This window comes from Rhizobium mongolense subsp. loessense, from assembly GCF_900099775.1.
Classification (GTDB): domain Bacteria; phylum Pseudomonadota; class Alphaproteobacteria; order Rhizobiales; family Rhizobiaceae; genus Rhizobium; species Rhizobium loessense.
This window is the reverse complement of the sequence record NZ_FMTM01000001.1, coordinates 479668-506580: the sequence shown is the minus strand read 5'-3', so window position 1 is coordinate 506580 and position 26913 is coordinate 479668. Positions and strand designations below refer to the sequence as shown.

Sequence of the window (26913 nt, the reverse complement as noted above, 5' to 3'; positions counted from 1 at the left end):
GTTATGTTATAACGAATATGGCAAATTGACGGCAATGGCAAGCCGGCAAAAACAAAAGCGCGGATACCAATGCGGACTGGAAGAAAAAAGGCTTGTCCTTGTCATGTTGCAACCAATCAGCCCTAGACAATGTCGCTTTTTTAGCCGGAAATTCCGCGGGAGGAGGGCTCATGGACGAGAGCGCTTTGATCGCTCAGATTAGGACACGTGCCCTTTCTCGGAGAAAGCTATGGTCGAGGGACCACTGACGCATTTAGCGATGTTGATCTGTTAGCCATTGTCCGTTCCGATGATGCTGATGGGCGCCGGTTGCTTGCCAACTCTGCGATTCTGTTAAACCGCACGGGCGTTAGGCCGACTCTCCGGTGCTTCCCGGTCAGCCTGCCGCAATGGGGGGCCTTCGTTTAGCAAAAGACGCATGCAATCTGCGTTACTGACCTCACGAAGGCGCCATAATCGGCCTAGTGGCAGGGGGAGGATCTTCCTGCGAGCATTCCTGAATCATTCAGGTTTAACAATGCGTATCGCCCGAGTTCCAATCCTTGCGCTGGTAACGCCATCAACGGCGACGGGCTCAATCTCCGTTCCAGTTTCAGCGTCGAGGAACCGTGTCAGTTTGCCACCGCCACGGTGCTTGCGTCCCCATGCGCCGATCATGAAGAGCACCGGTAGAAAGTCGAGTCCGGCAGCCGTCAGCACGTATTCTTCCCGTGGGGGCCGCTCCAAGTAGCGCCGCTTTTCTAGCAAACCTTCCTCCGTCAGCATGGCGAGACGACGTGTCAGGATCGTGGGTGCAATGCCGAGACTTTTGCGGAACTCGTCAAAACGAGTGAGCCCTGCATTCGCGTCCCTGAGGATCAAGATGCTCCACGCGTCGCCGACCAATGCCAGGCTGCGCGCGATGGGGCACGGTTCATCTAAAAGATTCTGATCATTCATATCATTTTGATAGTGACTTACTTTCGAAATGATACTAACACTATAGTGACAAACAGTCCACCCCGTAACAGGAGAATTGAAGTTACATGAGCAATACGGAACGCGGCATAGCCTTGGTCACAGGCGCATCATCAGGCATTGGGCTGGCTACGGCCAAAGCCCTGAAGCGCGCCGGCTATCGCGTGTTCGGAACCAGCCGAAAAGCGGTAGCCGAAACGGTAGACGGTGTTACGATGTTGATCTGCGATGTGACCGATGACGCTTCTGTTCAGAAGATCGTGGATGAGATTGTAAGCAGAGCTGGACGCATCGATTTGCTCGTCAACAATGCCGGCATTGGCTTGCTCGGCGGCGCCGAGGAATCCTCACCTGCGCAGGCTCAAGCCTTGTTCAATGTGAATGTCTTCGGCGTTCTCCGCGTGACAAATGCGGTGTTGCCGGTCATGAGACGCCAACGCATGGGCAGAATCATCAATATGAGTTCCATCCTGGGCCTTATTCCGTCGCCCTATAATGCTCTTTACGCATCGACCAAGCATGCGATCGAAGGATATTCGGAATCGCTCGATCATGAACTGCGCACGTTCGGCATTCGGGTTGTGCTTGTCGAGCCTGGCTTCACCCGCACGTCGTTTGAAGAAAACCTCACTAGGCCCGATCGGTTACTGCCCGTTTACGACACGGTTCGCGCTCAGATGGAGGGACAAATGCGGAGCGGCGTGGAAACCGGCGACGCCCCCGAAGTTGTGGCAGAAGCCGTCGTGAAAGCCGCCGCTGATCCCGCGCCGAAAAGGCGCTACACCGCGGGAAAACTGGCGGGCCAAGTCAGCCTCATGCGTCGTTTCCTGCCGGAATTCCTGGTCGACAAAAATCTACGAAAATACAATAATCTACCGGTCTGAGGCGGCTGGGTTCGGCCGCCTCTCCACACCTTCTCTGTGGCCGTCTCAGAGCTGCTCTATCATCGTGGCCGCACCTGAGATCGTGGCTTGGCCGGGGCTCTCCTCGACGTTCAGCGATTTCACGACGCCGTCTTCGACAAGCATCGAATAGCGCTTTGAGCGCACCCCAAGGCCGCCGGCGGAAAGGTCAGTGTCCAGGCCGAGCGCCTTGGTGAAGCCGGCGTCCCAGTCGGCGAGGAAGTGGATCTTGCCCATGCCGCCGGACTGTTCGGCCCAGGCGCCCATGACGTGCCAGTCGTTGACGGAGAGAACGGCGATATCGTCGACGCCCTTGGCGAGGATGGAATCGCGGTTTTCGAGATAGCCCGGCAGATGGTTTAGCGAGCAGGTCGGCGTGAAGGCGCCGGGTACGGCGAAAAGCACGACACGCTTGCCTTTGAAGAGCTGATCCGTCGAAACCTCGACTGGTCCGTCGGCCGTCTTTTCCTTGAATGTGGCTGCAGGAAGCTTATCGCCGATCGCGATGGTCATAGGATTCTCCTTGGTGTTTACAATTGCGGTGGGGGCAGCTGCGGGGTTGCCGCCGACTATAAAAGCCGATCAGTCAAAGGCAAGCGGCGTCTCCATGGCGCGGCCGTCGTCGATGATCAGAACGCTCCAGCTTTTGCGGGCGATTTCATAGTTCTTCGGCAGCTTATCGACGGCAATCGACGTTGAAAAATTCTTTCCGTCGCGCTTGCTCATCAGCTTCCTAGTGAAGACATATCCGTTTGGCCCCGTGAGGATTACCTCCGGTGCGGTGTCGCCGCCGTCGGGCAAGGCAACTTGCAGCCAGAGCTCTTTCATGTCCTCAGAGAACTTGTGGGAGATCACCTTGAACTGCGACGACGGCTTTTCCGGCAGGGAGGCCTCGGCATTCCTGAGGATCGCTTCCTCTTCCGGCCGGGACTGATTGGCGGCAGCGATGGGAAGTGAGAATTCGGCCTGGAACGGAATGCAGATATCCTTGCAGATGCCGATGAACGCGCTCGCCTTCAGTTCGAGCGACCGGGAGGCGTCTTTCGCCGAGAAGGTCAGGGGCAGCGAAACGGGCGCGTCATAGGCGATGTCGTCTGTCTTACCGTCGACGAGATGTTTTGGCACGGGATAGCGGATTGCCGTCAGCGTGATGCCGCTTTCCGGCGCGACCGTGATCTGGGGCGGTATTCCGCTGTTGCCGGGCTCGCGCCAATAGGTGATCCAGCCGGGCTTCGGCTCGATCTGCAGCGCACCGCGCATCGTGCCGTCGCGGCCGGGCGGCAGCGCGATCAGCCGCATCCGGCCGCCCTCATTGTCGATCCAGCCGCTCATCTCGGCGCGCGCCGGCCCAAGCGAACCGGCCAGCGCGGCGGCGCAGATGGTGGCGTTCAGAAACTGGCGAAACCCGAGAAAAATAATCGTCATGGAACAACGGTTTATCGAAAATCGCCTTTCGCTGCCAGAAGTTCGGCCATCTAATTCTTCATTTTCAGTTGATTGATCTGCGGCATTGCCCCATGTTTCTTTTATAGGGCTGTTGGTAACGGTCTGGCAGCAGGAGGAAGTATGTCCTTATCCACGCTGAAAAACAGACGGGAACGCGGCTTTTTCGACGGGCAGTTCCTGATTGCCATGCCGGGGATGGAAGATAGCAACTTCTTCCGCACGGTCATCTATATCTGCGCCCATTCCGATGCCGGTGCCATGGGCTTCATCATCAACCGCGCCCAAAGCCTCACCTTCACGGACGTGCTGCTGCATCTCGAAATGGTCAACGACCAGGAGCCGATAGTCCTGCCGGACCATGCCCGGGATTTCCCGATCCAAACAGGCGGTCCCGTGGAAAGCGGCCGCGGTTTCGTGTTGCATTCCGATGACTATATAAGCGACTCCAGCATCCCGATCAGCGACGATATCTGCCTGACGGCGACGCTCGACATCGTCCGCGCGATTTCCAAGGGCGGCGGGCCGAAGAGGGCCACGATGATGCTCGGTTATTCCTCCTGGGGTGCCGGCCAGCTAGAAATGGAAGTTGCCAGCAACGGCTGGTTGACCTGCGCGGCCAATGAGGCGTTGATCTTCGACCGCAATCTGGACGACAAATACGAGCGCGCTCTCGCGGGCATGGGCATCACGGCCGCCATGCTTTCCGCCGAAGCCGGACATGCGTGATATCTAATCCAGGAACGATTTCGTTAACGTGACGTTGTCTTCCGGCAAGCGTGCCAGATGGCGCGCCGCCGAAATGCCTGTTGCGTGGCGCGCAGCAGGCATTTTGGTTCGTCACCATTCGTCGAGGTAATCATGAGGCTCTTCGCCTGCGATAATTGCGACCAGGTCGTCCACTTCGACAACCGCCATTGCGTCCGCTGCAATCATCGCCTGGGTTTCCTGCCGGATGATCTCTCCGTGCACGCGCTCGAGCCGCGCGATGAAATGCAGTGGCAGCTCGTCGCACGTCCGGAGCGCAGGATCCGCTTCTGCGCTAATGCCGGTCTTGATATCTGCAACTGGCTGCTTGCGGATGAGGACGCCCATGATTTTTGCATCGCCTGCCGCCACAACCGGCTGGTGCCGAACACCGGAACCCAGGACGGCATCGCCCGCTGGCGCCGTATCAGCCAGGCGCAGCGCCATCTGTTCTATTCGCTGCTGCGCTGGAACCTGCCGCATCCGGATCGCGAGGAAGATCCCGTCGGCGGCCTCGTTTTCGATTTCCTCGAAGATACGGTTCAGAACGACGGCAATATCCTCCCGGCGATGACCGGACACGAGGAAGGCCTGATCGCCATCCGTGCGGCGGAAGCCGATGACGCCACCCGCGAGCAAGCGCGCACCATGATGAAGGAGCCTTACCGCACGCTGCTCGGCCACTTCCGCCATGAGGCCGGCCACTTCGTCTGGAACAAGCTCGTGCGGGACAGGAACGGCTTAGATGCCTTCCGCGCCGTCTTCGGGGACGAACGACAGGATTATGGCGCAGCCCTTCAGAGCCATTATGTCAGCGGTCCGCCCTTCGGCTGGCGGGAGAGCTTCATCAGCGCCTATGCATCCTCACATCCGTGGGAAGATTTTGCCGAGTGCTTTGCGCACTACCTCCACATCGTTGATACGCTGGAAACGGCCCGCGCCTTCGGCATCGCCATCGATCCCCGCGGCCATGAGGAAATGGCCTCGGAAGTGGATTTCAATCCCTACAGGGCGGAAAGCGCTGAACAGCTCGTCAGCGCCTGGGTTCCGCTCAGCGTCGCGATCAACGCCATTCAGCGCAGCATGGGCCAGCCGGATTCCTATCCCTTCGTGCTATCGCGGGCCGTCGTCGCGAAGCTGGAATATCTGCACAAGCTCATTCAGGTCGCGTCCGCGATGTCGCGGAAGGCTGCGGCGTAGCCCATCATCCGCTTGCGGCCCCTTCTCCCCGACGGGAAGAAGGGGCATGCGGTTAACGCTCGCAAAGCTCTCGGTTGTATCGACGACATAGCGGGCATCTCGGCTTTCCTCTCCATTCGGGGAGAGGACAGGGGTGAGGGGTAGTCGCCAGCATTGATTTGAAAAGACCTAAGCCCGCTTCGTCAGTGGAAAGCGTTCCTTCAGAAGGCGCAGCACGGAATCAGAGCCCATCGGCGGGCCGAAGAGGTAGCTTTGCCCGTAGCTGCAGCCCATCTTGGCGAGTTCGATAGCATCCTCGTTGGATTCGATGCCTTCGGCGACCACCTGCATCTCCAACTCGCGCGCCATGGAGATGACCGACCTGAGGATGGTCGCCTTCTTGTCGCTGTCATCGCGAACGAGCGCTTTGTCGAGCTTGATCGTGTCGAAGGGGAAGCGGGTAAGATAGGCAAGCGACGAGTAGCCCGTGCCGAAGTCGTCGAGCGCCAGTCCGAGGCCAGCTTCCTTGAGCTTCTGCAGCACAAGCCGTGCCTGTTCCGGATTTTCCATGACCATGGATTCCGTCAGCTCCAGCTTCAGGCGCGACGGCTCACAATGGGTCTTCGAAAGAACCGAGCGCACGTCGTCATAGAGTTCGTTGTTGAGGAGCTGCACGCTCGACAGGTTGATCGAGACGAAGATCGGCAGCTCGCCGGTCTGGTTCTGCCAGGCCATCAGGTCGCTGGTCGCCTGTTCGAGCGCGAACATGCCGAGCGGTCCGATGATGTCCGACGCCTCGGCGATCGGGATGAATTCGGACGGCGGGATGTTGCCGCGCTTCGGATGCTCCCAGCGCATCAGCGCCTCGAATCCGGCAATCTCGACATCCTCCAGCCGCGCGATCGGCTGGTAGACCATCGAGAGCTCCTTGCGCTCGATGGCGCGGCGGAGATCGGATTCGAGCTGCAGGCGGTCGGCGCCGAAATCGCGGAAGGCGGGGCGGAAGGGTTCGACGCGGTTGCCGCCGGCGCGCTTAGCACGATACATGGCGAGCTCGGCATCGCTCAGCATTCCGGCCGCGTTTTCCTGCTGGTCTACCCAGGAGGCGAGACCGGTCGAGGCCGTCAGAATAATTTCGCGATTGCCGAAGTTGATCGGCACCATGATCGCCTTGCTGACGGCATCAGCAAAATCGGCGACCTTCGCTGGATCGCGCTCTGAAACGAGAATGAGACCGAACTGGTCGCCCGCAATGCGCGCCAGCGTATCCTGCGGCTTCAGCAGGCGACGCAGGCGGCGGGTCAGCGCGATCAGAATGTTATCGCCGGCTGCGACGCCAAGCGAATCGTTCACCAGCTTGTAGCGGTCGATATCTATCACCATCACCGTCGGCCTGAGCGTTTCGCCGCCGGGCGCAAGCGCCAGCACCGATTGCAGGCGGTCGATGAAGAGCTGGCGGTTCGGCAGACCAGTGAGATTGTCGTGCAGTGCATCATGCAGCAGCCGCTCGACGGAATTCTTCTGCTCGGTGACGTCTACGATCGTGCCGACGCAGCGGATGATCTCGCCGTTCGAGCCGAGCACCGGCCGCGCGCGGATCAGCAGCCAATGGAAATGCCCGTCCTCGGCGCGGATGCGGAACTCGTGGTTCAGGCGTCCGCGACGATGTTCGAGCAGCACGTCCAGCGTCGCGCGGAATCGGTCGCGATCGTCCGGGTGAAGCCGCGGCAGCCAGTTGCGAGCTGCGCCGTGCATGGTTCCCGGCGACAAGCCCAGCTTGATGGAAACATCCGGAATGGTGACGACGCGGTCGCGCGCCACGTCCCAGTCCCACACCATGTCGCCGGAGCCGGTCAGCGCCAGAGACTGGCGTTCGAGATCGGAAAACAGACCCTGCTGAAAGGCGCCGCCCGCAAAGGCGTGCTGCATCACCGTAAAACCGATCAGCAGAACGATGAGGACGAGGCCGCCGCCGAGCGCCGGCTGGATGATGTCGTTGTCGAGCCGGCCGGTAACGGTCAGCCAAGCCCCGAATATCCACACCAGGATCAGCGCCCAGGCAGGGACCAGCAGGATGGCGCGGTCGTAGCGGTTTAAGCCGAGATAGATGATGAGCACGATGCCCATCGTCGCCGTCAGCGCGAAGGAGAGCCGCGCAATACCGGAGGCGATCGACGGATCATAGATCGCGACACCGAAGAGCAAAGCGAGGCCGAGCACCCAGGCAAGCGTCGCATAGCCGAGATGTGTGTGCCAGCGGTTGAGGTTCAGATAGGTGAACAGGAAGATCACGAAACTCGACGCCAGCGCCACTTCCGCGCAGGCGCGCCATATTCGTTGGTCCGCCGAGGCGACGCTGACGAGTTTGCCGAGGAAACCGAAGTCGACGCAGATGTAGCCGAGCACCGCCCAGGCAAGTGCCGCCGTTGCCGGCAGCATAGAGGTGCCCTTGACCACGAAGAGGATCGTCAGGAACACGGCCAGAAGGCCGGCAATGCCGAGCACGATGCCGCGGTAGAGCGTGAAGGCGTTGATCGTGTCCTTGTAGGCGTCCGGCTCCCACAGGTAGATCTGCGGCAGCTCGGGCGTCGCAAGCTCGGCGACGAAGGTGATGACAGCGCCGGGGTTCAGAGTGATGCGGAAGACGTCGGCCTCGTCGCTCGGCTGGCGGTCGAGCGCAAAGCCCTCGCTCGGCGTGATCGCCATGATGCGCTGCGAGCCGAGGTCCGGCCAGAAAAGCTTGGAATTCACGAGGCGGAAATGCGGAGCGACGATGACGCGCTCGAGCTGTTCTTCCGAGACATTGGCGAGCGCAAAGACGGCCCAGTCGCCCTGATGGTTTTCGGAGCTGGCACGCACCTCGATGCGTCGGCGGATGCCGTCTGCGCCCGCGGCCGTCGAGACCTGGAAGGCCTCGCCCTGATTGGCATAGATTTCCGTGGTCGCCGTTAAGTCGAGCGCGGTGTCGTCGCGGGAAATCTTCACGGGTTCCGCCGCCTGCGCAGTGCCTGCAGCCAATGCAAGCATCGACAGCAAAAGAGCTGCGATCACCGCGATCAATCGGCCGGACGGTGATTTGGGCAGCATGCGGTTCGTGGTCATCGGCTGTCGGTTTTCCTGCCTGTATCCGTATCGGCGGCAAGCAGTGAATACATCACGTGATCATGCCACTGACCGTTTATTTTCAAGTATCCGCGCAGATAGCCTTCCCGCTGAAACCCGGCTTTCTCAAGCAGGCGAATGCTTCGTGCGTTCTCCGGAATACAGGCTGCCTCGATACGGTGCAACTCAAGCCCTGCGAAGATATAGGGTATAACCAACTGAAGTGCGGCGAACATATGGCCTTGGCCGGCATGCTTCTCGCCCATCCAGTAGCCGATCATGCAGCTCTGCGCCGCGCCGCGGCGGATATAGCCGATCGTGATCCCGCCGAGCAGTTCCATGTCTGGTTTCAGGAACAGGAACAGCGGTATCGCCTGGCCGGACGCGTATTCCTGCTTGCCGCGGATGACGCGGGCGCGATAGGCGCCCTCTGTCAGCTCGTCGCGACGCCATGTCGGTTCCCAGGGCTCCAGGAATTTGCGGCTGGCGGAGCGCAGCTTGTGCCACTGGTTGAAATCCTGATAGCGGGGAAGCCTCAGCGCATAGCGGTCGTTTTCGAGCTCCACCGCCTCCGGCTGCCGCGACAGGAATCGAAAAACCGATTTTGGCATCGATCACTCCCGGCAGATGGAACGCGGCTCAGAGGCTTGCAGTTTTCGACTGCGGCAGGGGAGCGGACAGCGAGGCGACGATATCTTCCGTCGGTGCCAGTTGCTCCAGCGGGCCGATTGCCGAAAGCGTCGGCACAGTGTCGAAGAACAGCCGGCCGGCGAGATCGGTGAGACGCTCGATTGTGATGCCCTCGAGCCGTTCCATCATTTCCTGATTGGAGATCGGGCCGCCGTAGAGCATCATCTGGCGGGCGATCTGGCCGGCGCGGGCGGCAGGGCTTTCCTGCCCCATCAGAAGCTGGGCGCGAATCTGCGCACGGGCACGCTCGATCTCCTTCTGCTCGATGAAGCCGGCCGACTTATGTAACTCGTCGATGATCACCGGTACGAGTTCGGGAAGGTTCTCGCCGCCTGTTGCGGCATGGATGCCGAAGATGCCGGTGTCGGAAAAGCCCCAGTGGAAGGCATAGATCGAATAGCAAAGGCCGCGGATCTCGCGCACTTCCTGGAAGAGGCGGGAGGACATGCCGCCGCCGAGGATGTTGGCAAGGATCTGCGAACAGTAGAAGTCGCGGGCATGATAGGCTTTGCCCTCGAAGCCGAGCAGGATCTGCGCGTCCATCAGGTCGCGCGTCTCGCGTACGCTGCCCCCGATATAGCGGGCGGTCTCGATGACCGGCGGCGCGCTCGGCGCGGTCGGCAGGCTCGCGAAGCGCTGTTCCACCATGCGCACGAATTCGTCGTGATCGACTGCGCCGGCGGCAACGACGAACATGCGATCGGTCGTATAGTTGCGGCCGAGATAGTTGCGGATCTGTTGCGGCGAGAAGGAGACGACGGTCTCCGGCGTGCCGAGGATGGCGCGGCCGAGCGTCTGGTTGCGATAGGCGGTCTCGGAAAACTTGTCGAATACCACGTCGTCCGGCGTGTCGTTCGCCGCATTGATCTCCTGCAGGATCACCTGCTTCTCCCGTTCGAGCTCGTCTTCCTCGAAGGCCGATTCGGTCAGGATGTCGGCGAGAATATCGACGGCGAGCGGCACGTAATCCTTCAGCACGCGGGCGTAGTAGGACGTCGTTTCGGTCGAGGTGGCCGCGTTCACTTCGCCGCCCACATCCTCGATTTCCTCGGCGATGTCGCGGGCCGAGCGGCGTGCGGTACCCTTGAAAGCCATGTGTTCGAGCAGGTGGGCTATGCCATGCTCGTCTTCCGTTTCGTTGCGCGAACCTGATTTGATCCAGACGCCCAGTGCGACGCTTTCAAGATGCGGCATTGTCTGGGTTACTACTGTCAGCCCGGATTTGAGCCGGGTGCACTCAACTGTCATTGGCTATCTTTCTGCGCCTGCCGCATCACGTCCGGGCGTGCTTGCCGATAAAGCCTTCAACGGCCTTGAGTTCCGGATCGACGACTTGGAAGCGCTCCTCCTTAAGCATCAGACCAGCAAGCCACGTCGGGAGCGCCGGGTCAATACCGGAGGCGGATTTTACCGCGGCGGGGAATTTTGCCGGGTGCGCGGTTGCAAGCGTCACCATCGGCGTGCTCGGCTTGTCGTGCTTGGCGGCAACGAAGACGCCGATTGCCGAATGCGGGTCGAGGAGATAGCCGGTTTCGGCGTAGGTATTCTTGATCGTCTGCGCCACCTGCTTCTCGCTGGCGCGGCCGGCGCGGAAGTCCTTCTTGATGGCGGCAAGCGCCTTCGGCGCGATCTCGAAGCCATCCGATTGCTTCAGGCTGTCCATCGCATGGCGCACCTTGGAAGCGTCCCGATCATAGGCTTCGAAAAGCAGGCGCTCGAAATTCGAGGAAATCTGAATGTCCATCGACGGCGAGGTCGTCGCCTTGACCTTCTTCATGTCGTAGCGGCCAGTCTTCATCGTGCGGGCGAGGATGTCGTTCTCGTTGGTCGCGATCACCAGCTTGCCGATCGGCAGGCCCATGCGTTTGGCCGCGTAGCCCGCGAAAATGTCACCGAAATTGCCGGTCGGTACCGTAAACGAAATCTTACGATCCGGCCCGCCGAGTGAGATCGCCGTCGTGAAGTAATAGACGATCTGAGCCATGATGCGCGCCCAGTTGATCGAGTTGACACCGGAAAGGCGAACCTTGTCTCGGAAGGCGGCGTCGTTGAACATCGCCTTGACGAGGTTTTGGCAGTCGTCGAAATTGCCCTTGACCGCCAGCGCGTGGACATTGGCAGCCGTCGAGGTCGTCATTTGCCGCTGCTGCACCGGCGAGATCTTGCCGTGCGGGAAGAGGATGAAAATATCGGTGCGCTCGCGGCCGGCGAAGGCGTCGATGGCCGCACCGCCCGTATCGCCCGACGTTGCGCCGATGATCGTCGCGCGCTCGCCACGCTTTTCCAGCGCATAGTCCATCAGGCGTGCCAGAAGCTGCATCGCCACGTCCTTGAAGGCGAGCGTGGTGCCGTGGAAAAGCTCCATGACGAAGCTGTTCGGTCCCGTCTGGACGAGCGGGGCGATCGCCGGATGGCGGAAGGTGCCATAAGCTTCGTCGATCATCGCCCGGAATGTGGCGGCGGGAATTTCGTCGTTCGTAAAGGGCGATAGGATCGCAAACGCGATCTCCTGGTAGCTCTTGCCGCGCAGCGCCCGGATTTCCTTCTTGGAGAAATGCGGCCAGTGCCGCGGGACATAGAGGCCGCCGTCGCGCGCAAGACCCGTCAGCAACGCATCGCAAAAGCCGAGAGATGGGGCCTCGCCGCGGGTCGAGATATAGTCCACGTTCTTCATCCTTGACGTTATGGCCGGAGGAAATCCGGATAGAGGATCCAGGCGCCGAAATTGCAGCAGATTGAAATGTGCGTCAAAACGGTGCTTACCCAATCGATTTTTCTTTGCGCCGCTGATATAGACCATCGCAAACTGTCACGAAAGGCCCTGCGAGCAAGACTTCGGGTCTGCCAGAAACTTTGTAAGAGGGTGGAATAATCGTGTTCGGCAAAGTCTCGCGTCTCATTGTTTCCGTATCAGTCGCCGCTCTTCTTGCAAGCTGCAATTCCCTGGGCGTCGGCGGTGAAAGCAAGTCCGCCGAAGCGCCGGCGCAGCCAAACGGCAATGCCCAGATCATGCCGCTTGCGCCCGCCAATCCGTCTTCCAGCGACAAGCCGATCGGCACCGCGACCAACGTTCAAGGTACTGCGCAGCCGGTCGTCCAGGGCTCCTGCCCGCAGATTTTCATGAAGGATCAGGACGCGATCTTCCGCACCTATGCCAAGGGCAAGACAGGTGACAACAGCCAGATCGTCCATCAGGCGGCAATCGGGGACTACACGCGTCAGTGCACGCTGAACGAACAGAACCTGACGATGACTGTCGTGGCCCAGATCCGCCTGATCGCCGGGCCGGCCGGCGGCCCCGGCCGCGTCACGCTGCCGGTCCGGATCACCGCCTTCGACGGCCAGGATGTGGTCACCTCGGAAGTGGTTCCGTTTACTGCCGAAATTCCGGCAGGGCAGACGGCCGCTCAGGTCCTCTTCCGCAAGGACGGCTTCAAGCTGCCCGTCGGCTCCGGCGCGCTGGTTCGCGTCAATATCGGTTTCGATCAGGGCCTGGCTGCGAAGACCAAGAAGAGCAGCTAAGAGCCGGACTGTTGCGCTTTTAGAGGACGCCAGCCCATTCCGAAAGAGCAGCAACGACGCCCGGCAGATCCTTCATCCGCGAGATGACCGTCTCCGCACCGGCATCCGTCAGGCGGTCGGCATGCGAGGAATAGGTATGCGATGCGCCGGTGAAGCCGATGACGCGCATGCCGGCATCACGCGCCGCATGGATGCCATGGACAGAATCTTCGACGACGACCGTCTTCGACGGCGAGACTCCCATCACCTCGGCGCCATGCAGGAAGATGTCCGGCTTCGGCTTGACGCGATCCGGCCCGAGATCTTTTGCGGAAAAGACGTTTGGAGCAAACAGCTTCTTCAGTCCCACCTTGCCGAGCATCATGTCGAGCCGGTGCGCGCTGGAATTCGAGCAGACGCAACGCTTCAGATCAAGGCGCGAGATGGCGAACTCGACGCCGGGAATGGCCTGCACGTCCCGTTCGAGGCGCAGGTCGAGCAGCTTTTCGGATTTGTCGAGCAGCGAGGCGGAAAGCGGGATGCTTGCTTCGCGTTCTACCTGCAGAAGAATGTTCTTCCAGGTCATGCCTGCGAAGCGCTCCGCCATCTCTTCGCCGCTGATCGGATAGCCTGCGTCAGTCAGAAGCTTGGACTCCACATCCGCCGCTATGATTTCGGAATCGACCAGAACGCCGTCGCAGTCGAAGATGATGAGGTCGAAGCCGTCCATGTACTCTCAAGCCTTGTTGGGGGATGATGCGATTTACACGATGGCCGTCGAAAGCTCAACCGGCACGCCGGCATGGCTGGAATGCGCCGCGCGGGCGGCTCGCCGCTGACGTTTGGCGGCTCAGGCTTCCAGCGGAAAGAGAGACAGGAACTGCTTCTCGCCTTCGGGCGAAAAGATCACCGAGCGGCTTCCCGCCGCCCGCCGCGCCCAGCCCTTGTCGAAGAAAGTCGAAAGCAGCGCCTTGCCGAGACTGCCGGCCAGATGCGCGCGGCGCTCGCTCCAGTCGAGGCAAGAGCGGCAGAGCGGGCGACGGGACGATTTGAGGCAGGAGACATCTATTCCGATGCATTGCAGCCGGCTCTCGCCTTTCGGGGTGACCGACAATCCTTCGCCGATTGCGTCGATCGCACCTGAAGCCACGAGACTGTCGAGCATGCGCACGCCGTAATCGCCGGCCAGATGGTCGTAGCAGATGCGCGCCTTGCGCAGCGCCGGTTCCTTCGGACCCGGCCGGTGGCGCAGATGTCCGCGGCTGGCAGCGAAACCCATCATGCTCTCGATCAGCAGGGCAGTTGCCTCGTCCGCGAGTGTGAAATAGCGGTGGCGGCCTTGCTTTCGCTGGGTAAGCAGGCCGCCGGCTTCGAGCTTCGCGAGATGCGTGCTCGCCGTTTGCAGGGTGATGCCGCCCACTGCCGCAAGCTCGGTCGCCGTTAAGGCCTTGCCGCCCGACAGCGCAGCCAGCATGTTGGCGCGGGCAGGATCACCGATCAGCGCTCCGATCTGGGCAATATCCGGTCCTTCTTTCATACTTCGATCGTAACCGAAGCATCGTCGTCACACAATGTGCGAAAACGCCTTTCACAAGCAAAGGAGAAACGTGATGCTTACCTGCTTCATCCGCTACGAAATCGACCCCTTCAAGAAGGATGCCTTCACCGAGTATGCCCGTGGCTGGGGGCAGGCGATTCCGCGCAACGGTGCCGATCTCATCGGCTATTTCGGCCCCCACGAGGGGTCCGCGACGACGGCCTACGGCGTCTACAACATCGAAACCCTCGCCGCCTATGAAGCCTATCGCGCCCGCCTTGCAGCTGATCCGCTCGGCAAGGAGAACTACGAATTCGCCAAACGCGAGCGCTTCATCCTGAAGGAAGACCGCATCTTCCTGAAGAACCTGTCCGTCCCTCATTCTCCGCCGGTGCTGCCATGATCGCTGTCATCTTCGAAGTCGTGCCCTATATGGGCGAACGCCACAAATACCTCGACCTTGCCGGCGAGCTGCGCGCCGAACTGGAAACGATCGACGGCTTCATCTCCATCGAACGCTTCGAGAGCCTGACGATACGCGGCAAGCTGCTGTCGCTGTCCTTCTGGCGGGACGAGGAGGCGGTCAGAGAGTGGCGCAATCGCGAAGCCCACCGCGCCGCGCAGAAGGCCGGTCGCAGCGGCATCTTCGCCGACTACCGCCTGCGCATCGGCCATGTGGTTCGAGACTACGGCATGTTCGAGCGGGCGGAAACGCCGGTCGATAGCCGGCAGGTGCATGCCGCTTAGTCAGGCTTCATCCACCTGCCTTTGAATGGCCGCGACAGCGATCCGGATTTTGGGACGTTCATCCACGATGACGCCCCAGATAATCCTGTCGGAAAAGCAATGATACTCGTGCTGCAGCGCGGTTTCGATCGCCCTGACGCGCCCCGCCGGGCAATTTTCGGCCGCGCGTTCTCGAGATTGTCCGAATGCCGCGGCTGGCTTTCGAGATGACCCGCTCCAGAGCGAAAGGCAGGATTGTCGTTCCGGTAGTCGCGAACGGCTTGCCGGCAAATTAGGTAGAAGTGCCGGATCTCCCGGGGGACAAAAGACCTGGAAGGCGGAATTTTCGATCCTGTCCTTCGACAGGGGATGGAGGGTTGTCGGATCGGAGTCGATGAAGGGGTCGAGGTCACTCGCCGGGCCTGTCTCCCCACACGCGGCCGAACCGAAAAGGTAGAGCGAAGTTGCACCGAGCGCCCGGATGGCGTCGGCCCGTCGCTTCAGTCTCTCAATGGTTTCGTTTCTTTTCACGAAGGAAGTCTAGCGCGGCGGCGAGTTTATTTCCGCGTCCTGCATTTATTTCCCGAAATCATCCACCGGTTCAGGCTTTAGTAACCAACTTGAGTAACCATAACGGCGAGTAAAAGCGTAATGTGTATAAGCGAGTATCCATATGGCGTCAGTTTTTCCGCTTGCCGATCTCAAGACCTCCGAAACAGCGGGTTCCTGGATCGACACGATCATCAAGGGTGATTGTGTTGCAGCCCTCGAAGCTTTGCCGACCAATTCCGTCGATGTCATATTCGCTGACCCGCCGTATAATCTCCAGCTCGGCGGCACGCTCCATCGTCCGGACCAGTCGCTTGTCGATGCCGTCGATGACGCGTGGGATCAGTTCGCATCCTTCGAAGCCTACGACGCCTTTACCCGCGCTTGGCTGCTTGCCTGCCGCCGCGTGCTGAAACCTACTGGCACGATCTGGGTCATCGGCTCCTACCACAACATATTCCGGGTCGGCGCGACCCTGCAGGACCTGAACTTCTGGATTCTCAACGACATCATCTGGCGCAAGACCAACCCGATGCCGAACTTCAAGGGCCGCCGCTTCCAGAATGCCCATGAGACGATGATCTGGGCGAGCCCGGACGCAAAAGCCAAGAGCTATACCTTCAACTACGATGCGATGAAGGCTGCCAACGACGACGTGCAGATGCGCTCCGACTGGTTGTTCCCGATCTGCAGCGGTGGCGAACGGCTGAAGGGCGACGATGGCAAGAAAGTTCATCCGACGCAGAAGCCGGAGGCGCTGCTCGCCCGTGTCATTATGGCGTCGTCGAAACCCGGCGACATCATACTCGACCCGTTCTTCGGATCCGGCACGACCGGCGCTGTCGCCAAGCGCCTCGGCCGCCACTTCGTCGGCATCGAGCGCGAACAGGACTATATCGATGCGGCGTCTGCCCGCATTGCCGCCGTCGAGCCGCTCGGCAAGGCAGAGCTGACCGTCATGACCGGCAAGAAGCAGGAGGTCCGCGTCGCCTTCAATGCCCTATTGGAAAGCGGCCTCATCAAACCTGGCCAGGTGCTGAGTGATGCCCGCCGCCGCTACAGCGCGATTGTCCGCGCCGACGGCACGGTTGCCTCCGGCGGCGAGGCTGGTTCGATTCATCGTCTCGGCGCGAAAGTGCAGGGGCTTGATGCATGCAACGGATGGACATTCTGGCATTTCGACGACGGGCAATCCCTGCGCCCCATCGACGATTTGAGGTCTGTGATCCGCAGTGATCTGGCGAAGGCGGAATGAGCAGCGGCCTGACCTGATCGAAACTACCTTCTTCCGGTTTTTGTACCTCCAGTTGCGGAAGAGGGCCTACGGCGCCCGGGATCAACACCCCGGGCGCCTTTTCTTTTCAACGCCAGTCCGTCACCTTGCCCTTACGCCATAGTCGGCAAGATCGCTGCGCAACTTGTCGGCACCGGTGAAAAGCACGGCGTTCCATCCTGCCGCCCTTGCGCCTTCGACATTCGCAGGCGCGTCGTCGATGAAGATCGTCGCCGCCGGCTCGAGGCTGAAGCGCCTTGTATGCGTTTCATAGATCGCGATATCCGGCTTGATTAGCCCGACATCGCCGGAAACGGTGACGCCGCGCGGTTTCGTCAGGAAGGTAAAGCGCTTCTGCGCCTCGCGGAACGTATCGGATGCGAAGTTCGTCAGCATTGTGACATCGCGGCCCTCCGCAATCAGCGCTTCCATGATCGCGACGCTGTCTTCGTAGGCATGCGGCACCATTTCGTGCCAATACTTGCGGAAGGCACGAATATGCTCTTCACGCGTCGGATGGGTTTCAATCAGGAGAGCTTCGGCATCGGCCCAGGTGCGTCCGCGGTCCTGTTCGACGTTCCAATCATGCGTGCAGACATTGTCGAAAAACCACTTGCGCTCGGCCGCGTCGGGAATGAGGCGGCTGTAAGGAATATTCGGATCGTAGTGGATAAGAACTTTGCCAATATCAAAAACGATATGATGGATTGATGCCGTCATGTGTCATCCCTTGGGCATTGCAAACGCAAGAGGAATAGCGGTGGCGATTGCTTTTTTCATGATGGTCGGCAGCGCCTGCGCTTCAAGATTTGTAACCGGCTCCCACCATTTGTCATCAGTCTGTATTCGCGACGGGATCGCAGTGCGGTAGATCGAAAGCCGCAGTTCGAAATGCGTGAAGACATGGATGACGCTGCCGCATGGTTCCCATTGTGCCGGAAAGGGCGCTGCATCCGCGGAAGTTTCCCCGTCCGCCCGCGATGTCCAAGCGGTCGTCGGCACCTCCGTCATGCCGCCGAGCAGCCCGCTTGCAATCCGCCGCCGCAGGAGGATTTCGCCGTCTGCGGTCACGGCGACGAAGGCTGCACCGCGCCGGACCGGCCTTTCCTTCTTTGCCGCCTTCACCGGAAACTGCTCGGGATCATGCAGGCGAAGCGCCTCGCACGATCCCCTGAACGGACAGATCGAACAGGCCGGCCGTTTCGGCGTACAGATCGTCGCACCGAGATCCATCATCGCCTGCGCGAAATCGCCGGGTCTGTCGGCCGGCGTCAAGAGCGCCACCTTCTGCTTCATCAGCGGCTTGCCAGCCGGAAGCGATGTCGCGATCGCGTAGAGCCTGGAGATCACACGCTCGACATTGCCGTCCATGACGGCAGCCTGCCTGTTGAAGGCGATCGCCGCGACCGCCGCTGCCGTATAGTCGCCGATGCCCGGCAGCGATTTCAGGCCGTCCTCGGTGTCCGGAAAGACGCCGTCATGATGCGTGGCGACCGCTTCTGCGCATTTCTTGAGATTGCGGGCGCGGGCGTAGTAGCCGAGCCCCGCCCAAGCTGCCATGACATCGTCGTTCGTCGCCTCGGCGAGGTCGCGAACCGTTGGCCAGCGCGCCAGGAAATCGGCAAAATAGGGCTTCACGGCCTGCACGGTCGTCTGCTGCAGCATGACTTCCGAAAGCCAGACGCGATAGGGATCGGCCCTCACGCCATGCGCCGCCATCGGCGGGGAGACGCGCCAGGGCAGGTCGCGGTGGTGGCGGTCGTACCAGGCGAGAAGAGGCGTTGCGGAAGGGGCGTTGAGTTTCGTTGATGTCATCATTTGCCGCAGGACGGGGAAGTGCCCTATACTTGGCGGAGCAATGCTGCGCGATCAAGGTGGTAGCGCCGATTGGCGGCCGCATCCGAAGGTTTCCATGAGTTATCCACGTAAAGCTGAAAAGCAGATATCCGAACTGGCAAACGGCCTGATCGACCCGGTGCTTGCAAAACGGGCCGGCATCAACACCGCGCTGCTCGGTTCCTGGGATGAAATTGCCGGCGAGGATTTCGCCGACTGCACACGTCCGGAAAAGATCGCCTGGGCGCGCAGCAATGAAGTCGGCACCTATAAACCCGGCGTCCTGACGATTGCGTGCGAAGGCGCGCGCGCCCTGTTTTTGACGCACGCGCAGGGCGAACTCATCCAGCGCATCAACAGTTTCTTCGGCTTTGCTGCCGTCCACCAGATCCGCATCGTCCAAAAGCCCGTTTCGCAAGCGATAAAGCGCTCGCGCACTCCGCCGCCACTGAAGGGCGAGGCTGCCCGAAAGCTCGAAGGCATGATGGAAGGCATCGAGGGCGACAAGCTGCGCGAGGCGGTGAAGCGGCTGGGCACTGCGGTGCTGGGGAAGGGGAGCAGATAACGGACTTTGAAAAGCCGTCTTCGTTCGCATTCTTGCATTCGAGAAACGGGTCCCGATCGCTTATAGAATTGAGAAAAGCAGCATTCAAATACGGAGGCTGTTCCAGACTGGCAGAAATACGCCTGCCGCCTTTTGGCGAAACTGAAATTGCAGATGCGGCGCGCAACGTCAGCTTTCGTCCCACCAAGGTCACAATTCTTTGAAGAAAGTTGCCGAAGCGTGCCTTGTTCGCGGCCGCGTGCCGTTATATCGCACATTCAGCCGCCACTCTCGATTAGGGGAACCCATGCTGATCTCTGAAATGCAACTGACGAAACGCCAGCTTCTGAGCGGCATGGCCGTAGCGACCGCGACACTTGTGGTTACCGGCACGGCAAACGCAGCAGCCGAACTTCCGCAACCGGCTGGCGATGTCGACATGGCGGAAGTGCTGAAGCCAGGCCCGCTGCCAGAAATGGCGCTCGGCAAGGAAGATGCGCCGGTGACCATCGTCGAATATATGTCGATGACCTGCCCGCATTGCGCCCACTTCCACAACACGACTTTCGACGTGATCAAGAAGACGTACGTGGACACCGGCAAGGCGCGTTTCATCATCCGCGAATTCCCGTTCGACCCGGCGGCTGCAGCAGCCTTCATGCTCGCTCGCTGCAACGCTTCCAAGCCCGAAGAATTGAGCACGCCGGAACAGTATTTCCCAATGGTTTCCATGCTTTTCAAGCAGCAGGAAACCTGGGCCGCCGCTGAAGATCGCCGTGCTGCACTTCTCCAGATGGCCAAACTCGCTGGATTTAGTGAGGATAGTTTTACGAAGTGCTTGACGAACCAGAAGCTTCTGGATGAAGTGAACGCCACGCGGGAAAGGGGCTCCAAGGAGTTCGGCATCGATGCCACGCCGACTTTCCTCATCAACGGGAAGCGTTATTCTGGAGACATGCCGGTTGACACCATGTCGGCCCTCATCGACAGCCTGCTTTGATCCGTACCGTTTCAAGATGACGGGCGGCGGCGAAAGCCATGCGCCCGTTTTTTGTTCTGCGCGCCGTGAGGGCGCCGCATGAAGTTCAACAAGCTCCGCGTCATCGGATTCAAGTCCTTCGTCGAGCCGACGGAATTCATCATCGAGCGCGGCCTGACCGGCGTTGTCGGGCCGAACGGCTGCGGCAAGTCCAATCTTGTCGAGGCGCTGCGCTGGGTGATGGGCGAGAACTCCTACAAGAACATGCGCGCCTCCGGCATGGACGATGTTATCTTCTCCGGTTCGGGAAACCGCCCGGCGCGCAACACGGCCGAAGTCGCGCTCTATCTCGACAACAGCGAGCGTACGGCGCCTGCCGCGTTCAACGACAGCGACGAAATTCAGGTGACCCGCCGCATCGAGCGCGAACAGGGTTCGATCTATCGAATCAATGGCAAGGAAAGCCGTGCCAAGGACGTGCAGCTTCTCTTCGCCGATGCCTCGACCGGCGCGCGCTCGCCGTCGATGGTCGGGCAGGGGCGTATCGGCGAGCTGATTTCGGCAAAGCCCCAGGCCCGCCGCCAGTTGCTGGAAGAGGCCGCCGGCATTTCCGGCCTGCATTCCCGCCGCCATGAGGCCGAACTGCGGCTGCGTGCCGCCGAAGGCAATCTCGAGCGCCTTGATGATGTGACCTCGCAGCTTGAAGGCCAGATCGAGAGCCTGAAGCGCCAGGCGCGTCAGGCGAACCGCTTCAAGACGCTGTCTGCCGAAATCCGCGCGCGCGAAGCCACACTCCTGCATATCCGCTGGGTGCAGGCGAAGGAGGCGGAAGCCGAGGCCGACAGCGCCCTTAACCAGGCGACCGTCGTCGTTGCTGAAAAGGCCCAGATCCAGATGGAGGCCGCAAAGGCTCAAGGGGTGGCCAGCCTGAAGCTTCCGGAGCTTCGCGAGAGCGAGGCGCGTGCCGCTGCTGCCCTCCAGCGGCTGCAGATCGCCAAGTCGCAGCTCGAGGACGACGCAAACCGCATCCTGCGCCGCCGCGACGAACTCACTCGCCGCCTGGCGCAACTCGCCGAGGATATTCAGCGCGAGGAGCGGCTGGTGTCGGACAATGCTGCGATCCTTTCGCGGCTCGATGCCGAGGAGGCGGATATTGCGGAGATATTGGCCGATTCCGGCCGCCATGCCGACGAATTGCGCGAGGCTTTCGAAGGTGCTGCGGCAAAGCTTGCCGACAGCGAGCGCGTTTTCGCAGCGCTGACCGCCGAGCGTGCCGAAGCTGCCGCTGGACGCCATCAGCTGGAACGGGCGATCCGCGATCTTTCAGACCGCAAGATGCGCCTCGAACGGCAGATGAACGAAGCAAACCGCGAGTTCTCCAGTGTGGCTGAAAAGATCACTGCGCTGCCCGATCCCGATGAGAAGCGGGCAGTGGTCGAAGCCGCGGAGATGGCTGTCGCCGAGGCCGAAACGGTGATCCAGGCGATCGAAGAAGCGCTCTCCGCAGCGCGAAAGACCGAAGCGCTTTCACGCGCGCCGGTCGATCAGGCGCGCTCGAAGCTGAATGCGCTGGAAACCGAAGCCCGCACGATCTCGCGCATGCTTGCTGCGGGTGCCGCGGCAGGGCAATTCCCGCCGGTTGCCGATGAACTCCGCGTCGATCGCGGCTTCGAAACGGCCTTGGGCGCCGCACTCGGCGACGATCTGGAATCGCCCCTTGATCCGAAGGCGCCTGCCCACTGGGCTGGAAATGGTGATGGCACTTCCGATCCCGCACTGCCGGCCGGTGCCGTGCCCTTGCTGAACCATGTCGGCGCGCCGGCTGCGCTGACGCGCCGCTTGAAGCAGATTGGCCTCGTCGCCGATGGCGACGCGATGCGGTTGATGAACGACTTGAAGCCCGGTCAGCGCCTGGTGACGAAAGATGGCGCGGTCTACCGCTGGGATGGCCATGTTACCGGCGCCGATGCCCCGAGCGCCGCCGCTTTGCGCCTCGCCCAGAAGAATCGCCTTGGCGAGCTGGAAAGCGAAGTTTCGCTCGCTCGCGATGTTCTGGCTGAAGCGGAGGAGCGGCTTGCCATGGCGGGCGAAGCCATTCGCGGCGAGGAACGCAAGCTCAACGAAGCGCGTGACATGAGCCGCCTTTCGGCCCGTCATCTTGTCAACGCGCGCGACGCGCTGGCTGCCGCCGAACGCGCCTCCGGCGATCTCATCCGCCGTCGCGACGTGGTTGCGGAAGCCGTCAACCAGCTCCAGTCGCAGCAGGAAGACCTCGCCGTTCAGGAAGAGACGGCGCGCATCGAGCTCGAGGATGCGCCGGATCTCACCGCACTCGACGACCGGCTGCGAATCCAGCAGGCCGAGGTCGCGACCGATCGCGGTCTTGCGGCCGAAGCGCGCGCCCGCCACGAAAGCCTGAACCGCGAGAATGAGGCTCGCCAGCGCCGCATCACTGCGATCGGCCAGGAGCGCGAGACCTGGCGCCAGCGCGCCGCAAGCGCCGAGGATCACATCGCGACCTTGCGCGATCGCGAGGAGGAGGCGCGCGAGGAAGCGGCCGAACTCGAAATGGCGCCGGATGAGTTCGAGGACAAGCGCCAGGCGCTGCTGAACGAACTGCAGAAAGCAGAATCCGCCCGCCGTGGGGCCGCAGATCTTCTCGCTGCCGCCGAACTCGTGCAGCGCGAAGCCGATCATAAGGCCGCCACCGCGCTTTCCGAACTTGCCGAAAGCCGCGAGCGCCGCGCCCGCGCCGAAGAGCGCCTCGTCTCTGCGCGCGAGAAGCGGCAGGAGAGCGAAAGCCGAATCCGGGAAGTGCTCAATGTTCCGCCGCATGAGGCGTACCGTCTGACAGGCCTGCAGGCTATGCAGTCCGTCCCAGACTTGCGCGAGGTCGAGCGTGAGCTGGAGCGGCTGAAGATGGAGCGCGAGCGCCTCGGGGCCGTGAATCTCCGCGCCGAGGAAGAGCAGAAGGAACTCACCGAAAAGCTCGTGGCGCTGATCAGGGAGCGCGACGACGTCATCGACGCCATCCGCAAGCTCCGCGGGGCGATCCAGAGCCTCAACCGCGAGGGCCGCGAACGCCTGATCGCCGCCTTCGACGTCGTCAACGGCCAGTTCCAGCGCCTTTTCACCCACCTTTTCGGTGGCGGCACGGCGGAGCTTCAGCTGATCGAGTCCGATGATCCTCTGGAGGCGGGCCTCGAAATCCTCGCCCGCCCGCCGGGCAAGAAGCCACAGACGATGACACTGCTTTCGGGTGGCGAACAGGCGCTCACGGCCATGGCCCTGATCTTCGCGGTCTTCCTCACCAATCCGGCACCAATCTGCGTACTAGACGAGGTGGATGCGCCGCTAGATGATCACAATGTTGAGCGCTATTGCAATCTGATGGACGAAATGGCGGCATCGACCGAGACCCGATTCGTGATCATTACTCACAATCCGATCACCATGGCGCGCATGAATCGACTTTTTGGTGTAACGATGGCCGAGCAAGGTGTATCGCAGCTTGTTTCCGTCGACTTGCAAACCGCCGAACGTCTTCGCGAAACGGCCTGAAAAACAAGCGCTTTCATAAATACCCAAAAAAGGTCACGTCCCAAAGGACACGTTAACCCAATTGGGTGATGCTCTTTTTCCAGAATTGAATTAGAAGTTGTTTCTAGATGGCGGACCTGAGATGCGGGCTTATGCGCATGTTGGATCGATCGGGTGGCATACCGAATAAGGGCAGTCGGATTTACCCGGTTTAACGTACCCCCCGTCCAGTTTCCTGGCTGGACGGAAACAAGGCTTTGCGGGACGGTTGTTGCAGTCCCGCAAAGCTTTTTTTCTTCCCTATTTCAATCAATCGGTTCGAAACGGCGAGCATCCATTGTGCGGTGCAATATTTCGCCGTATTTGTCGATTTTCATTTCAGGACCAAGGGAATAAGCTGGTCCTGATTTTGATCGGGGGGAAGATGACCAAACTGGTCTATACGTTCGGCAACGGGCAGGCGGAAGGTCGCGCACGGGACCATGACGTTTTGGGCGGTAAGGGCGCCAATCTGGCGGAGATGTGCAGCCTGGGCCTGCCGGTGCCGCCGGGCTTCACCATCGTCGCCGATGCCTGCAGCGCTTATTACACGCTCGGCAGACGGATCGATGCGGGCCTGAAAGATGAAATCCGCCGCGGACTGGAGACGATCGAGAAGGCGACCGGCCGGCTGTTCGGCGCAAAGGACCGGCCGCTGCTCTTGTCGGTCCGCTCAGGCGCCCGCATTTCCATGCCGGGCATGATGGATACGGTTCTCAATCTCGGCCTCAACGACGAAACCGTGCAGGCGCTGGGACATGATGCGGGCGACGCCCGGTTTGCCTGGGATAGCTACCGCCGCTTTATCCAGATGTATGCGGATGTCGTCATGGGTCTCGATCACGAAATTTTCGAGGAGATCCTGGAAGACCAGAAGGCGCGCCTCGGCCATGAGCTCGAAACCGAGCTGACAGCCAGCGACTGGCAGCATGTCGTTTCGCTGTATAAGGAGCTGATCGAGGAGGAACTCGGCGAGGAATTCCCGCAGGACCCCGAAGAGCAGCTCTGGGGCGCCATCGGTGCCGTCTTCGCAAGCTGGATGAGCGCGCGCGCCGTCACCTATCGCCAGCTCCACAACATTCCGGGAGGCTGGGGGACCGCCGTCAACGTCCAGGCCATGGTCTTCGGCAATCTCGGCAATGCGTCGGCAACCGGGGTCGCCTTTACGCGCAACCCCTCGACCGGCGAACGGTCGCTCTACGGCGAATTCCTTGTCAATGCGCAAGGCGAAGACGTGGTCGCCGGCATCCGTACCCCCCAAAGCATTACGGAGGAGGGACGCATCAACTCCGGTTCCGACCGTCCGTCGCTGGAAAAGCTGATGCCAGAGGCTTTCGAGGAGCTCACCCGTATCTGCACGGAGCTCGAAGCGCACTACCGCGACATGCAGGACATCGAATTCACTATCGAGCGCGGCAAGCTCTGGATGCTGCAGACGCGCTCCGGCAAGCGCTCGACAAAGGCGGCGATGAAGATCGCCGTCGATATGGTGGATGAAAAGCTGATCACCGAAGAGCAGGCGGTGCTGCGCATCGAGCCGTCAACGCTCGACCAGCTTCTGCACCCGACGATCGATCCGCGCGTAGACCGCCAGGTGATCGGCACCGGATTGCCGGCTTCGCCGGGGGCTGCGACGGGTGCGATCGTCTTTACCGCGGAAGAGGCGGTCGAGGCGGATGAGGAGGGCCGCAAGGTCATTTTGCTCCGCGTCGAAACGAGCCCGGAGGATATCCACGGCATGCATGCCGCAGAAGGTATCCTCACCACGCGCGGCGGTATGACCAGCCACGCGGCAGTGGTCGCCCGCGGCATGGGCGTCCCTTGCGTGGTCGGCGCCGGAACGATGCGCATCGATCTCCGCAACGAGCGCCTTATCGGTGTTGGCGTAACACTGAAAAAGGGCGACGTCATCACCATCGATGGCTCGGCCGGGCAGGTTCTGAAGGGCGAGGTTGCGATGATCCAGCCGGAGCTTTCCGGGGATTTCGGCCGCATCATGGGCTGGGCCGACAGGCTCCGCCGCATGACGGTGCGTACCAATGCCGATACCCCCGCCGACGCGCGCGCTGCGCGTGCCTTCGGCGCGGAAGGTATCGGCCTTTGCCGCACCGAACACATGTTCTTCGAAGGCGAGCGCATCCATGTCATGCGTGAGATGATCCTTGCCGAAGACGAGAAAGGCAGGCGTGCCGCACTCGACAAGCTGCTGCCAATGCAGCGGTTGGATTTCACCGGGCTCTTCAGCGTCATGCACGGTCTGCCGGTGACAATCCGCTTGCTCGATCCGCCGCTCCATGAATTCCTGCCGAAGACCGAGGAAGAGGTCGTGGATGTCGCCGCTGCCATGGGCATGGAGGCGGCCGCACTCCGACAGCGTGTCGATGCGCTGCACGAGTTTAACCCGATGCTCGGCCACCGCGGCTGCCGGCTTGCCATTTCCCATCCCGAAATCGTCGAAATGCAGGCGCGCGCCATTTTCGAGGCGGCTATTGCCGCCGCGCAGGAAACGGGGGCGGCCGTCGTGCCGGAAATCATGGTGCCGCTCGTCGGCCTGCGTTCGGAATTGGATTATGTCAAGGAACGGATCGACGCGGTTGCCGGGGAGGTGATGACTGAGGCTGGCATGAAGATCGATTATCTCGTCGGCACGATGATCGAGTTGCCGCGGGCAGCCCTGCGCGCGCACAAGATCGCCGAGGCCGCCGAGTTCTTCTCCTTCGGCACCAACGACCTGACGCAGACGACCTTCGGCATTTCGCGCGACGATGCCTCCGCCTTCATCCCGACTTACCAGCGCAAGGGGATCATCGAGCACGATCCTTTCATCTCACTGGATTTCGACGGCGTCGGCGAGTTGATCAGCATCGCTGCAGAACGCGGCAGGCGCACACGCAACGACATGAAGCTCGGCATCTGCGGCGAGCATGGCGGCGATCCCGCCTCGATCCATTTCTGTGAGACGATCGGCCTCGACTATGTCTCCTGTTCGCCGTTCCGCGTGCCGATTGCCCGGCTCGCGGCAGCTCAGGCGGTCATCAGCAACAGTCAGCGGCGGTAATAGCGCGGATAGTAGATCGGCCGGGTGAAGTCGTCGAAGTTTTCATCTGCCTGCGCGCGAAATGCCCGCGCGTCGGCGCGCCTGTCGAGATCAATGCGCTGCAAGCAGGTGGCAAACGCGTCGGTGCCGCGCCTGAAGCCGTAGCTGAGGCATCGCCGCTCGTCGGCAGCCCGCCGTTCTTCCGGGCTGAGAGTCTGGCAGGCCGAAAGGCTGATCGCGATGGCGGCGAGAGACAGGGAAAGAGCGGAAAGACGCATAGCACATTCTCCGATGCATGAACCGGTCGCCAGACAAGAGGCGATTTGTCGGCT

General features: G+C 61.1%; 24 protein-coding genes. 11 read left to right on the top strand and 13 right to left on the bottom strand.

Annotated elements, in window-relative coordinates; genetic code table 11:
- Positions 1–501: 501 nt before the first annotated feature.
- Positions 502–939, bottom strand: a complete 438-nt coding sequence (locus BLP23_RS02585) for a winged helix-turn-helix transcriptional regulator (protein ID WP_092583411.1) — start codon at positions 937–939, stop codon at positions 502–504.
- An 86-nt stretch (positions 940–1025) separates the two neighbouring features.
- Here BLP23_RS02585 and BLP23_RS02580 point away from each other — a divergent pair, with 86 nt between their 5' ends.
- Positions 1026–1841, top strand: coding sequence for an oxidoreductase (locus BLP23_RS02580; RefSeq protein WP_092583410.1), 816 nt, complete (start codon positions 1026–1028; stop codon positions 1839–1841).
- Between the two features lie 45 nt (positions 1842–1886).
- Here the strand turns inward: BLP23_RS02580 and BLP23_RS02575 are convergent, their stop codons facing one another.
- Positions 1887–2372, bottom strand: a complete 486-nt coding sequence (locus BLP23_RS02575; RefSeq protein ID WP_092583409.1) for a peroxiredoxin — start codon at positions 2370–2372, stop codon at positions 1887–1889.
- Between the two features lie 69 nt (positions 2373–2441).
- Positions 2442–3284 carry a protein-disulfide reductase DsbD domain-containing protein gene (locus tag BLP23_RS02570; RefSeq protein ID WP_208603115.1) on the bottom strand — a complete coding sequence of 281 codons (843 nt, stop codon included), beginning with the start codon at positions 3282–3284 and terminating at the stop codon, positions 2442–2444.
- Positions 3285–3425: 141 nt separating this feature from the next.
- Between BLP23_RS02570 and BLP23_RS02565 the strand changes: the two genes are divergently transcribed.
- Entirely contained in the window at positions 3426–4031 is a 606-nt protein-coding gene (locus BLP23_RS02565; RefSeq protein WP_022716450.1) for a YqgE/AlgH family protein, read from the top strand.
- 132 nt (positions 4032–4163) lie between these two features.
- Positions 4164–5249 carry a zinc-binding metallopeptidase family protein gene (locus BLP23_RS02560; RefSeq protein ID WP_092583408.1) on the top strand — a complete coding sequence of 362 codons (1086 nt, stop codon included), beginning with the start codon at positions 4164–4166 and terminating at the stop codon, positions 5247–5249.
- A gap of 168 nt (positions 5250–5417) precedes the next feature.
- Here BLP23_RS02560 and BLP23_RS02555 read toward each other — a convergent pair whose 3' ends face one another.
- Genes BLP23_RS02555 through thrC form a run of 4 tightly spaced genes read right to left on the bottom strand, consistent with a single transcriptional unit; the run spans position 5418 to position 11685 of the window.
- On the bottom strand, positions 5418–8330 hold the full coding sequence (locus tag BLP23_RS02555) for a sensor domain-containing phosphodiesterase (RefSeq protein WP_092583407.1): 2913 nt from the start codon (positions 8328–8330) through the stop codon (positions 5418–5420).
- A complete protein-coding gene (locus BLP23_RS02550; RefSeq protein WP_092583406.1) occupies positions 8327–8941 on the bottom strand; it encodes a GNAT family N-acetyltransferase in 615 nt (204 codons plus the stop codon). Before BLP23_RS02550 ends, BLP23_RS02555 begins: the two co-directional genes overlap by 4 nt.
- A gap of 28 nt (positions 8942–8969) precedes the next feature.
- Positions 8970–10268 (bottom strand): M16 family metallopeptidase, encoded by a 1299-nt coding sequence (locus tag BLP23_RS02545; protein ID WP_092583405.1) that lies wholly within the window; start codon positions 10266–10268, stop codon positions 8970–8972.
- A gap of 25 nt (positions 10269–10293) precedes the next feature.
- Positions 10294–11685: a threonine synthase gene (gene thrC, locus BLP23_RS02540; protein ID WP_407691760.1), complete on the bottom strand. Its 1392-nt coding sequence runs from the start codon at positions 11683–11685 to the stop codon at positions 10294–10296.
- Positions 11686–11891: 206 nt separating this feature from the next.
- Here thrC and BLP23_RS02535 point away from each other — a divergent pair, with 206 nt between their 5' ends.
- Positions 11892–12542: a hypothetical protein gene (locus tag BLP23_RS02535; protein ID WP_208603127.1), complete on the top strand. Its 651-nt coding sequence runs from the start codon at positions 11892–11894 to the stop codon at positions 12540–12542.
- Positions 12543–12561: 19 nt separating this feature from the next.
- Here BLP23_RS02535 and BLP23_RS02530 read toward each other — a convergent pair whose 3' ends face one another.
- On the bottom strand, positions 12562–13251 hold the full coding sequence (locus tag BLP23_RS02530; protein ID WP_092583403.1) for an HAD family hydrolase: 690 nt from the start codon (positions 13249–13251) through the stop codon (positions 12562–12564).
- A 120-nt stretch (positions 13252–13371) separates the two neighbouring features.
- Entirely contained in the window at positions 13372–14058 is a 687-nt protein-coding gene (locus tag BLP23_RS02525; RefSeq protein WP_092583402.1) for an ArsR/SmtB family transcription factor, read from the bottom strand.
- A gap of 73 nt (positions 14059–14131) precedes the next feature.
- Between BLP23_RS02525 and BLP23_RS02520 the strand changes: the two genes are divergently transcribed.
- On the top strand, positions 14132–14461 hold the full coding sequence (locus BLP23_RS02520) for an NIPSNAP family protein (protein ID WP_092583401.1): 330 nt from the start codon (positions 14132–14134) through the stop codon (positions 14459–14461).
- The gene (locus BLP23_RS02515; RefSeq protein WP_092583400.1) at positions 14458–14805 is read left to right on the top strand and encodes an antibiotic biosynthesis monooxygenase family protein; all 348 of its coding nucleotides are present in this window, start codon (positions 14458–14460) and stop codon (positions 14803–14805) included. The genes BLP23_RS02520 and BLP23_RS02515 overlap by 4 nt, the downstream gene beginning before the upstream one ends.
- Here BLP23_RS02515 and BLP23_RS35045 read toward each other — a convergent pair whose 3' ends face one another.
- Positions 14806–15315, bottom strand: a complete 510-nt coding sequence (locus tag BLP23_RS35045; protein ID WP_139187027.1) for a nucleotidyltransferase domain-containing protein — start codon at positions 15313–15315, stop codon at positions 14806–14808.
- Positions 15316–15457: 142 nt separating this feature from the next.
- Between BLP23_RS35045 and BLP23_RS02505 the strand changes: the two genes are divergently transcribed.
- The gene (locus tag BLP23_RS02505) at positions 15458–16588 is read left to right on the top strand and encodes a site-specific DNA-methyltransferase (RefSeq protein WP_092583399.1); all 1131 of its coding nucleotides are present in this window, start codon (positions 15458–15460) and stop codon (positions 16586–16588) included.
- A gap of 120 nt (positions 16589–16708) precedes the next feature.
- Here BLP23_RS02505 and BLP23_RS02500 read toward each other — a convergent pair whose 3' ends face one another.
- Together BLP23_RS02500 and mutY are read right to left on the bottom strand one after the other, a co-directional pair.
- Positions 16709–17326, bottom strand: coding sequence for an HAD family hydrolase (locus BLP23_RS02500; RefSeq protein ID WP_092583398.1), 618 nt, complete (start codon positions 17324–17326; stop codon positions 16709–16711).
- 3 nt (positions 17327–17329) lie between these two features.
- Positions 17330–18421: an A/G-specific adenine glycosylase gene (gene mutY / locus BLP23_RS02495; RefSeq protein WP_092583397.1), complete on the bottom strand. Its 1092-nt coding sequence runs from the start codon at positions 18419–18421 to the stop codon at positions 17330–17332.
- A 97-nt stretch (positions 18422–18518) separates the two neighbouring features.
- Here mutY and BLP23_RS02490 point away from each other — a divergent pair, with 97 nt between their 5' ends.
- From BLP23_RS02490 to ppdK, 4 genes are all read left to right on the top strand, one after another.
- Positions 18519–19007 (top strand): DUF721 domain-containing protein, encoded by a 489-nt coding sequence (locus BLP23_RS02490; protein ID WP_092584235.1) that lies wholly within the window; start codon positions 18519–18521, stop codon positions 19005–19007.
- Between the two features lie 286 nt (positions 19008–19293).
- Positions 19294–19986 (top strand): DsbA family protein, encoded by a 693-nt coding sequence (locus BLP23_RS02485; protein ID WP_092583396.1) that lies wholly within the window; start codon positions 19294–19296, stop codon positions 19984–19986.
- Between the two features lie 78 nt (positions 19987–20064).
- The gene (locus BLP23_RS02480; protein ID WP_092583395.1) at positions 20065–23526 is read left to right on the top strand and encodes a chromosome segregation SMC family protein; all 3462 of its coding nucleotides are present in this window, start codon (positions 20065–20067) and stop codon (positions 23524–23526) included.
- A gap of 403 nt (positions 23527–23929) precedes the next feature.
- Positions 23930–26602, top strand: a complete 2673-nt coding sequence (ppdK, locus tag BLP23_RS02475) for a pyruvate, phosphate dikinase (RefSeq protein ID WP_092583394.1) — start codon at positions 23930–23932, stop codon at positions 26600–26602.
- Here the strand turns inward: ppdK and BLP23_RS02470 are convergent.
- Positions 26590–26859, bottom strand: a complete 270-nt coding sequence (locus BLP23_RS02470; RefSeq protein WP_233426615.1) for a hypothetical protein — start codon at positions 26857–26859, stop codon at positions 26590–26592. The genes ppdK and BLP23_RS02470 overlap by 13 nt on opposite strands.
- Positions 26860–26913 lie beyond the last annotated feature (54 nt).

Excerpts from the sequence above, each read along its gene's own strand:
- BLP23_RS02585 (WP_092583411.1), bottom strand. The coding sequence starts at position 939 with ATGAATGATCAGAATCTTTTAGATGAACCGTGCCCCATCGCGCGCAGC.
- BLP23_RS02580 (WP_092583410.1), top strand. The coding sequence starts at position 1,026 with ATGAGCAATACGGAACGCGGCATAGCCTTGGTCACAGGCGCATCATCA.
- BLP23_RS02575 (WP_092583409.1), bottom strand. The coding sequence starts at position 2,372 with ATGACCATCGCGATCGGCGATAAGCTTCCTGCAGCCACATTCAAGGAA.
- BLP23_RS02570 (WP_208603115.1), bottom strand. The coding sequence starts at position 3,284 with ATGACGATTATTTTTCTCGGGTTTCGCCAGTTTCTGAACGCCACCATC.
- BLP23_RS02565 (WP_022716450.1), top strand. The coding sequence starts at position 3,426 with ATGTCCTTATCCACGCTGAAAAACAGACGGGAACGCGGCTTTTTCGAC.
- BLP23_RS02560 (WP_092583408.1), top strand. The coding sequence starts at position 4,164 with ATGAGGCTCTTCGCCTGCGATAATTGCGACCAGGTCGTCCACTTCGAC.
- BLP23_RS02555 (WP_092583407.1), bottom strand. The coding sequence starts at position 8,330 with ATGACCACGAACCGCATGCTGCCCAAATCACCGTCCGGCCGATTGATC.
- BLP23_RS02550 (WP_092583406.1), bottom strand. The coding sequence starts at position 8,941 with ATGCCAAAATCGGTTTTTCGATTCCTGTCGCGGCAGCCGGAGGCGGTG.
- BLP23_RS02545 (WP_092583405.1), bottom strand. The coding sequence starts at position 10,268 with ATGACAGTTGAGTGCACCCGGCTCAAATCCGGGCTGACAGTAGTAACC.
- BLP23_RS02530 (WP_092583403.1), bottom strand. The coding sequence starts at position 13,251 with ATGGACGGCTTCGACCTCATCATCTTCGACTGCGACGGCGTTCTGGTC.
- BLP23_RS02525 (WP_092583402.1), bottom strand. The coding sequence starts at position 14,058 with ATGAAAGAAGGACCGGATATTGCCCAGATCGGAGCGCTGATCGGTGAT.
- BLP23_RS02520 (WP_092583401.1), top strand. The coding sequence starts at position 14,132 with ATGCTTACCTGCTTCATCCGCTACGAAATCGACCCCTTCAAGAAGGAT.
- BLP23_RS02515 (WP_092583400.1), top strand. The coding sequence starts at position 14,458 with ATGATCGCTGTCATCTTCGAAGTCGTGCCCTATATGGGCGAACGCCAC.
- BLP23_RS02505 (WP_092583399.1), top strand. The coding sequence starts at position 15,458 with ATGGCGTCAGTTTTTCCGCTTGCCGATCTCAAGACCTCCGAAACAGCG.
- BLP23_RS02500 (WP_092583398.1), bottom strand. The coding sequence starts at position 17,326 with ATGACGGCATCAATCCATCATATCGTTTTTGATATTGGCAAAGTTCTT.
- mutY (WP_092583397.1), bottom strand. The coding sequence starts at position 18,421 with ATGACATCAACGAAACTCAACGCCCCTTCCGCAACGCCTCTTCTCGCC.
- BLP23_RS02490 (WP_092584235.1), top strand. The coding sequence starts at position 18,519 with ATGAGTTATCCACGTAAAGCTGAAAAGCAGATATCCGAACTGGCAAAC.
- BLP23_RS02485 (WP_092583396.1), top strand. The coding sequence starts at position 19,294 with ATGCTGATCTCTGAAATGCAACTGACGAAACGCCAGCTTCTGAGCGGC.
- BLP23_RS02480 (WP_092583395.1), top strand. The coding sequence starts at position 20,065 with ATGAAGTTCAACAAGCTCCGCGTCATCGGATTCAAGTCCTTCGTCGAG.
- ppdK (WP_092583394.1), top strand. The coding sequence starts at position 23,930 with ATGACCAAACTGGTCTATACGTTCGGCAACGGGCAGGCGGAAGGTCGC.
- BLP23_RS02470 (WP_233426615.1), bottom strand. The coding sequence starts at position 26,859 with ATGCGTCTTTCCGCTCTTTCCCTGTCTCTCGCCGCCATCGCGATCAGC.